Source organism: Pseudonocardia nigra (genome assembly GCF_019396355.1).
GTDB lineage: Bacteria > Actinomycetota > Actinomycetes > Mycobacteriales > Pseudonocardiaceae > Pseudonocardia > Pseudonocardia nigra.
Window position 1 is genome coordinate 1 of the sequence record NZ_JAHKRK010000362.1, and the last position, 4,330, is coordinate 4,330.

The 4,330-nt window shown below is 66.4% G+C and carries 6 protein-coding genes and 1 pseudogene; 4 read left to right on the plus strand and 3 right to left on the minus strand.

From position 1 onward, the window contains the following. Positions 1-138 precede the first annotated feature (138 nt). Positions 139-825: pseudogene (locus KME75_RS40200) on the plus strand (NsdA family TPR-like regulatory protein); the annotation flags it as partial. On the opposite strand, the gene KME75_RS40205 reads toward KME75_RS40200, so the two are convergent. The 3 genes from KME75_RS40205 to KME75_RS40215 all read right to left on the minus strand — a co-directional run bounded on the left by KME75_RS40205 (position 814) and on the right by KME75_RS40215 (position 3,006). Further along, positions 814-1,755 carry a phosphotransferase gene (locus tag KME75_RS40205; protein WP_308283488.1) on the minus strand — a complete coding sequence of 314 codons (942 nt, stop codon included), beginning with the start codon at positions 1,753-1,755 and terminating at the stop codon, positions 814-816. The pseudogene KME75_RS40200 and the gene KME75_RS40205 sit on opposite strands and share 12 nt — an antisense overlap. A gap of 283 nt (positions 1,756-2,038) precedes the next feature. Further along, positions 2,039-2,482, minus strand: a complete 444-nt coding sequence (locus KME75_RS40210; RefSeq protein WP_219420244.1) for a hypothetical protein — start codon at positions 2,480-2,482, stop codon at positions 2,039-2,041. A 65-nt stretch (positions 2,483-2,547) separates the two neighbouring features. Continuing rightward, positions 2,548-3,006 carry an ATP-dependent DNA ligase gene (locus KME75_RS40215; protein ID WP_308283489.1) on the minus strand — a complete coding sequence of 153 codons (459 nt, stop codon included), beginning with the start codon at positions 3,004-3,006 and terminating at the stop codon, positions 2,548-2,550. Positions 3,007-3,056: 50 nt separating this feature from the next. Between KME75_RS40215 and KME75_RS47285 the strand changes: the two genes are divergently transcribed. The 3 genes from KME75_RS47285 to KME75_RS40230 are packed head-to-tail and all read left to right on the plus strand — an operon-like array spanning position 3,057 to position 4,254. After that, complete coding sequence (locus KME75_RS47285; RefSeq protein WP_219420246.1) at positions 3,057-3,470, plus strand: nucleotidyltransferase domain-containing protein; 414 nt, start codon at positions 3,057-3,059, stop codon at positions 3,468-3,470. After that, positions 3,404-3,589: a hypothetical protein gene (locus tag KME75_RS40225; protein ID WP_219420249.1), complete on the plus strand. Its 186-nt coding sequence runs from the start codon at positions 3,404-3,406 to the stop codon at positions 3,587-3,589. Before KME75_RS47285 ends, KME75_RS40225 begins: the two co-directional genes overlap by 67 nt. A 26-nt stretch (positions 3,590-3,615) precedes the next feature. After that, complete coding sequence (locus KME75_RS40230; RefSeq protein ID WP_219420247.1) at positions 3,616-4,254, plus strand: class I SAM-dependent methyltransferase; 639 nt, start codon at positions 3,616-3,618, stop codon at positions 4,252-4,254. The last annotated feature ends 76 nt before the right edge of the window (positions 4,255-4,330 follow it).

Below are 4,330 nucleotides of genomic sequence, written 5' to 3' on the forward strand. Positions count from 1 at the left end.
TCGCCGTCGTCCAGTCCTACCTGTCCACCACCGCCAAGTGGGGCCTCGACAGCTTCGACGTCCTCACTCAGCTGTTCACCACCGGGGCATGGCTACCACCAGCCGCCGAACCCTGCTGAATAGCTACTTGCGCAGCGGTATTTCATCCAGGCGCTCGGCCTAGCTGACATGGCAGGGGATCGACTGCTCGGTGCTAGCATCCTCGACGCAATGAGTCATCAAGCGACCTTCCTTGGAAGGTTCCGTGAAGCGGCCAATCTTGCCCGTGCTGCGCGTGTCGGAAGTGTCGCCTCCGGGGTGCCGATTCTGACATCACATTTCTACGTGATGGAGGCCCGTGCGCTCGCTCGTCTCGGCGATGCCGCCGGGTGCGATCAAGCATTAGCGGCAGCAATGACAGAGTTCGAGCGGCACACCCCCGGCGAGGGGCCAGCATGGATTCAGTACTTCGATGAGGCCGAGCTGGCTGCCGAGTTCGGGCATTGCAACCGCGACTTGGGTCGACCTGGCCACGCCTCGTCCTACGCGTCACAGTCTTTAGGAAGCGCAAGCGGCGACTACCTGCGAAGCGACTTCTTCGCCACCATGGTGCTCGCACATGCCTACATGGACCAGGGCGAGGCGGAGGAGGCCTGCCGAGTTGCACTCAGAGCGCTAGAGATCGGCGAGAACCTCAAGTCATCACGCTCGGCGAGCTACGTCGCCGAGTTCCGGCAGCGCCTCCACCGGGCGCGCGGCAGTGTCATCCTACGTGACTTCGAAAGCAAGGCCGAAGGTGCACGTCTCTGGACGCCGACGTTGAACGGCGGCCGGTCAGTAGGGTGACCAGTCTGCTCGGCTACCCCCGACCCGCAGCGCCTGGACTCGCTTAGCAGCTTCACGTGCGGATCTTTCCGATGCGGAAGCCTGCCGACTCAACCAGGACGTCATCGCCAGCTCGCGCATCTCGGCGAGTAGCGGGTAAGCGTCCCAAGTCGTGATGTCGTAGCCGTAGACCTTGACGAACGTGTCGTACTCGTCGCGTGTGTGCCAGCCCAGCCGATCAGCGAAGATTGCTGTCTGGATGAGGTCCCATTCACGTGGCCCAACGGCGAAGCTGTCGAGATCGATCAGAACCGGCGATCCATCCTTTGTCAACAGCACGTTGCCCACGTTCGCGTCGCCGTGAATATGGCCCTGTGGCAGTGTGAACGGCAAGGTTGGAAAGGTTGCCCGCGCCCATTCGAGTCTTTCGGTCAGGTACGAGGCATCCTCGACTTCGAGGCCATCGAACCGGGGAAGCGGCGCGCCCGCTGAGCCGAATGGTTCAAGTGCTGGAAGAGATATGTCTGCTGGCGGGGCCGCCAAGTCGTGGAGGTGACGAATGAGGAGAGCAACGTCTGCGATAGGTGCGTACTCCTCGCGATCCGTCACAGACTTCCAAAAGGTGATGACTCGCCCTGCCGCGACTACCGGTTGGTCTATCGGAAGGGCCTGAGTGGCAGGGTAACCCGCGTCTTGCAGCCATCGCGACACCGCCACCTGCTTGAACGCCTCGGCGAGACATTCGGTAGAACGTGCTACACGGGCGATGACGGGATGGTCGGCGTACAGACGGAAAACGGCGTTCGAGCCGATGCGAATCAGTTGCGCTGATTCGGCGGAGAGGCCGACTTGAGGACAGGCGGCACGAAGGGCAGCTCGGGCGTTGCTCTCGTTCAGTTCGTCGGTGGCCGCGACGTCGTGTCCGGCGGTGTCCTCGTGCTGGGTAGTCACAGGCTGCTGTCACGCTCCCTGCGGGCTTCGCCCGCCACTCGTGCAAGGACTCGGAGGGGACCAGGGGACTCTCAGGTTAGCGTCCACCGGTTCTATCGGCGGGGCTCCATCTCGCGGGAGGTGAGCGCTGACGCGGGTACGAGGATGGTCTGGTGGCGCGCCTGGACGGGCGCCGTAGGCGTCACAAGTGCCGAACCAGAGTCAGCCAAGGTCTTGTGTCCAACGCTTCAGTCGACCGGGACCCGCCCGGTGGCCTTCAGCGGCCCGTCAGGGGGTACCGCGGCTAGAAGGGCTTGAGGTCGGCGGCGCGCAGGTCGTGGCGGACCCGTATGAGTCGAGCGGGGTGGCGCCACAGCGGACGGCCGCGCACCACGTCCACGGCGGCGTCGACAGCGAGCTCGACAACGAGCGCCGGCTCGACCCGCATGAAGTCGACGGGCGCGGCGTTGCCGAACCTCGCCGACGGGAGCTTGTCCGGCCAGGGGTGCCAGCCCCCTGCAGGCTGCAGGGCAGCGCCGACAGCGGCTCGAACGTGGCGGGGGATTGGGCCGGTGCGCCCGGCCACGCGCAGCCGACCGGTCTCGTCAGGGCGGCCGAGGACGAGAGCGGCCGGTGCCCGCAGCGACCCGAGGATGCCACCGACGATCGCTTCGGCCGATGCTCTGCCCTTCACCTTCCGCCAGGCCCGTCTTGTGGGTGCGTAGGGGTGGTCGAGACGCTTGGCCACGACGCCCTCGACCCCGACGGCGAGGTGCTCGGTAAGTCAGACACGTGCGGCGTCGCCGTCGGTGGTCATGGGGACGAGCGCGAGCGGCGGTTGCGCACGGTCGAGCAGCTGCTCGAGCAACACCCGCCGCACCCGGTAGGGATGGGCGCGCAGGTCGCTATCCCGGCGGCGAGCACGTCGAACACGACATAGCTGGCCCGGACCGGGCTGCGGTGGGCACCGGTGAGGCGGTGCTGCAGCGCGGCGAAGTCCAGCCGCCCGTCTGGCCCGCACAGCACGAGCTCCCCGTCGAGCACGACCTCGCCGGCGAACCAGGTACGCAAGGCCTCGACGATCTCCGGGAAGTAGCGGGTCAGCGAGCGCTGCTGGCGCGACTGCAGCCGCACCCGACCTCCCTCGCAGATACTGAGGACGCGGTTGGTTGACTGAACCCTGTGCTCTGCGGCTCGCCCGCCGAAGGCGCTGCCGGTGTGACCTGCAGCGTTAATGCCGTTGTTGCCTCGGTGCTGTCGGACTACCGTGATCCGCTGAGCTGGCCTGAACTTCCGCGGGCCCCAGGGACAGAGGGGTGGCGGTGAACGAGAAGACCCGAGACCAGCTCGACCGGATCCGCAGGATCACCACCAAGTTGGCCGAGGGTGCCCAGCGTGCCTGGCTGTTCGGAGGCTGGGGCCTCGACGCTCGGATCGGGCGTGTGACCCACGATCACGGTGACATCGAGTTCTGGGTCGACCGCAACGACGCGCTCCATGTTCGGCAGTTTCTGGTAGCTGCGGGCGCGACCCTGGCGCGACCCTGGTCGACACGCAGCCCCCAGAGGAGTCCGCGGAGTACACGTGGGACGACGTCTGGTTCAGCACCGCCTACTTCGACGCCCAATCCGATGGCACGTATACGACCGCCGGCAGGTACGACGACTGGGTGTTCCCCGTGGGCTCGTTCCCTGACGAGCCGGTTGAGCTCGAGGGTCTGTCGGTGCTGGCGATGAGCGTGATGGGGATGCTGGCGATGAAGGAGCAGTATCCCCACCTGCGCAATGGGCGCCCGTGGCGCGACAAGGACATCCACGACATCAAGCTCCTGCGATCAATGCTCGCACATCACTGACTGGCATGGTTTCTTGGGAGACGCGAATGACCGAACCAGGCTGGTCCTGGGACTCGACGCTCTATGCCGGTAGCGCCGTGTTCTACACGGTAGGTCGCGTGGCCTACCCGCCGGAGCTCGCCGATCGGCTGGCCGATGCGCTTCACCTCGATGGATCTGGGCGCCTGCTCGATGTCGGCTGCGGCCCCGGCTCGTTGACACTGCCGATGGCTCGCTTCTTCGCCGAAGTCGTCGGGATCGACGCCGACCCCGAGATGTTGGCGGAGGCCGCTCGCCAGGCAGACCGTGCCGGCATCACGAACGTCACCTGGAGCTGCCTGCGCGGCGAGCAGCTGCCCGCCGGAATCCCTGTCCCCTCCGTCGTGACCTTCGCCCAGTCGTTCCATTGGATGGACCGCAACCGTGTAGCAGCACGGGTGCGGCACATGCTCGCCGACGGGGGTGCGGTCGTGCACGTCGGCGCGACGACCCACGAAGGCATCGACACCCACGAGCAGCTTCCCCACCCGCGACCGCGCCGCGCCGCCATCCGCACCCTGATCCGCGAGTTCCTGGGTGAAACCCGCCGGGCAGGCCAATCGGCACTGCCCAACGGTGAGACCCCGGGTGGCGAGGCAGGGCCCCGGCGTTGTAGATCTTTGTCCGGTTTGATCGTTTGTTGTTAGATTCCGAAGACCGCGAAGGCGGCGGCGTGGTCGTGGAGGTCGCGTCGGGCGTGGGCGAGGTTGGCGCGGCCGGCGA

Coding starts and splice junctions, on each gene's coding strand:
- KME75_RS40230 (WP_219420247.1), top strand. CDS start 3,616: ATGACCGAACCAGGCTGGTCCTGGGACTCGACGCTCTATGCCGGTAGC.